The organism is Stenotrophomonas sp. P5_A8 (assembly GCF_056400545.1).
Window position 1 is genome coordinate 1 of record NZ_JBFULB010000400.1, and the last position, 3,149, is coordinate 3,149.

Annotated in this window: 2 protein-coding genes; both read right to left on the bottom strand. The window is 66.8% G+C overall.

Features of this window, described 5'->3' with window-relative positions; all coding sequences use genetic code 11:
• Positions 1-1,557, bottom strand: a 1,557-nt coding sequence (lepA, locus tag AC1DQP_RS18650) for a translation elongation factor 4 (RefSeq protein WP_478052218.1), incomplete at its 3' end; no start/stop codon positions are given.
• Positions 1,558-1,726: 169 nt separating this feature from the next.
• Positions 1,727-3,149 (bottom strand): DegQ family serine endoprotease (locus tag AC1DQP_RS18655; protein WP_478052217.1); only part of this gene is annotated, 1,423 nt, incomplete at its 5' end.

The following is a 3,149-nucleotide window of genomic DNA, read 5'->3' on the forward strand; positions in this document are numbered from 1 at the left end:
GATCAGTTCCTTCATCTTTTCGCACAGCTCGCGGCCGCGGCGGTCGGCATGGCTGCGGTGCACGATCAGCGACAGCGCGTCGACCTTGTCGCCGTTGATCAGCACGTCCACGCGGACGAACGGGCCGGCGTCGAAGCGCACGAAGTGATAGTCCAGCGAGGCATAGCCACGGCTGACCGACTTCAGCTTGTCGAAGAAATCCAGCACCACTTCGGCCATCGGCAGCTCATAGCTGATCTGCACCTGGCTGCCCAGGTAGTTGATGCCGATCTGGCTGCCGCGCTTTTCTTCGCACAGCTTGATGATGTTGCCGATGTACTCTTCGGGCGTGAGCACGTTGGCGCGGATGATCGGCTCGCGGATCTCATCGACCATGTTCACCGGCGGCAGCTTGGCCGGGTTGTCCATGTTGATGATGGTGCCGTCGGTCTTGAGCACTTCATAGACCACGGTCGGCGCGGTGCTGATCAGGTCCAGGTTGTACTCGCGCTCCAGGCGCTCCTGCACGATTTCCATGTGCAGCATGCCCAGGAACCCGCAGCGGAAGCCGAAGCCCATCGCCTCGGAGCTTTCCGGCTCGAAGCGCAGCGCGGCATCGTTCAGGCGCAGCTTGTCCAGCGCTTCGCGCAGGTCCGGGTAGTCTTCGGCATCGACCGGGAACAGGCCGGCGAACACGCGCGGCTGCATTTCCTGGAAGCCCGGCAGCGGCGTGGACGCCGGATCGGCGGCCAGGGTCAGGGTGTCGCCGACTGGCGCGCCGTGCACGTCCTTGATGCTCGCCGTCACCCAGCCCACTTCACCGGCACCGAGCGTCGGCAGCACCTTGCGCTTGGGGGTGAACACGCCAACGTTCTCGACCTGGTGATTGCGGCCGGTGGACATCACCTGCAGCTTGTCGCCGGCCTTGATCTGACCCTGCATCACGCGCACCAGCGAGACCACGCCCAGGTAGTTGTCGAACCACGAGTCGATGATCAGCGCCTGCAGCTTGTCGGTATCACGCGGCACCGGCGGCGGAATGCGCTGCACGATCGCCTCCAGCACGTCCACCACGTTCAGGCCGGTCTTGGCGCTGATCGCCACCGCGTCGGTGGCATCGATGCCGATCACCGCCTCGATCTCGGCCTTGGCCCGATCGATGTCGGCGGTGGGCAGGTCGATMTTGTTGATCACCGGCACCACTTCCAGCCCCTGCTCGACCGCCGTGTAGCAGTTGGCCACCGACTGCGCTTCCACGCCCTGGGCCGCATCGACCACCAGCAGCGCGCCTTCGCAGGCGGCCAGCGAGCGGCTGACTTCATAGGAGAAGTCGACGTGCCCGGGGGTGTCGATGAAGTTCAGGTGGTAGGTCTGGCCGTCTTTGGCGACATACGGCAGGGAGACCGACTGGGCCTTGATGGTGATGCCACGCTCGCGCTCGATCGGGTTCGAGTCGAGCACCTGCGCCTCCATTTCACGGGCCTGGAGGCCGCCGCAAAGCTGGATGATGCGATCGGCCAGCGTGGACTTGCCGTGGTCGACGTGGGCGATGATGGAGAAGTTGCGGATGAACCGCATCGAATCAGAAGACATAGGTGGCGGCGGCGCGTCGCGTCGTCAGGATGACTGCGGATTATCGCATGGCCGGCCCGCTCCCGCGTGGGCCATTGCGGCGATTGGCGTGAATGGGCTCCCAAAACGACCGGACCCGCCGAAGCGGGCCCGGAAACGCAGTGGTGGCGGGAATTTACTGCCCGGCCTTGACCGCCACGAAGGCGCTGTTGCCGTTGGCACGAACCAGCAGCATGACCACATCGCCCTTCTTGTAACCGGCCAGCGCCTTGTCCAGCGCCGCCACGCTGCCGACCGGCGTACGGCCGACCTGCAGGATCACCAACCCCGGCGACAACTGTGCATCACGCGCCGATTGGCCGTTGACCCGGGTGATGCGCACGCCCTCGCCGGCCTCCAGGCCCAGCTGCTTGCGCTGCGGGGCCGTCATATCGGCCACTTCCAGCCCGAGCAGGGCATTGCTGCCCGTCTGCGGGGCCGCATCCGGGGCAGCGGCTGCACGCGGGCTGCCTGCCTCGGCGTCTTCGGCCTGGGCGGTCAGCGTGGCGGTCAGCTCACGCTCCTTGCCATCGCGCACCACGCCCAGCCGCACCTTGGAACCCGGCGGCAGTGCGCCGATGGCGGGGGGAAGATCACTGAAGGTGTTGATGGGGCTGCCATTGACCGAACGAATCACATCACCCGGCTCGATACCGGCCTTGAGCGCCGCGCTGCCCGCGACCACTTCGTTGACCAGCGCGCCACGACTGTCGGACAAGCCCAGACCCTGTGCCTTGAGCCCGTCGATCGGGCCGACCGCGGCGCCCAGCTGGCCACGGGTCACCCGGCCGGTCTTCTTGATCTGCTCGACCGCGCCCATGGCCAGGTCGATCGGGATCGCGAAGCTGATGCCCATGTAACCGCCGGAGGCGGAGAAGATCTGCGAATTGATGCCGACCACTTCGCCGCGGGTATTGAGCAGCGGACCGCCCGAGTTGCCCTGGTTGATGGCCACGTCGGTCTGGATGAATGGCACGTAGCGCTGGTCCGCGCCGCCGGTGCTGCGCCCGACCGCGCTGACCACGCCGGCGGTGACCGAGTGGTCCAGGCCGAACGGCGAGCCGATCGCGACCACCCACTGGCCCGGCTTGAGCGTATTGGAATCGCCGACGCGCACGGTCGGCAGGTTCTTGCCGTCGATCTTGAGCAGGGCCACGTCGTACTGCTGGTCGCTGCCGATCACCTTGGCGGTGAACTCGCGTCGGTCGCCGAGCTTGACCTTCACCTCGCTGGCGTCGGCGACCACGTGGTAGTTGGTCAGCACATAGCCGTCGGCGGAGATGATGAAACCCGAGCCCATGCCGCGGCCCTGGATGCGCGGGCTGTCGTCCTGGCCACCGGGGCCCTGCCCCGGCATCTGGAAATCGGGGCCGAAGAAGCGGCGGAAGAATTCGGGCATCTCATCGTCGCCGCCCGGGCCCATGCCACGGGCCTGGCGGTTGCTGCGCACGATGGTGGTTTCGACGTTGACCACGCCGGGGCCGACCTGTTCGACCAGGTTGGTGAAGTCCGGCAGGCCGCTGACCAGCTGGGGCGCCGGCGCGCGCGGCGCGGCGGCC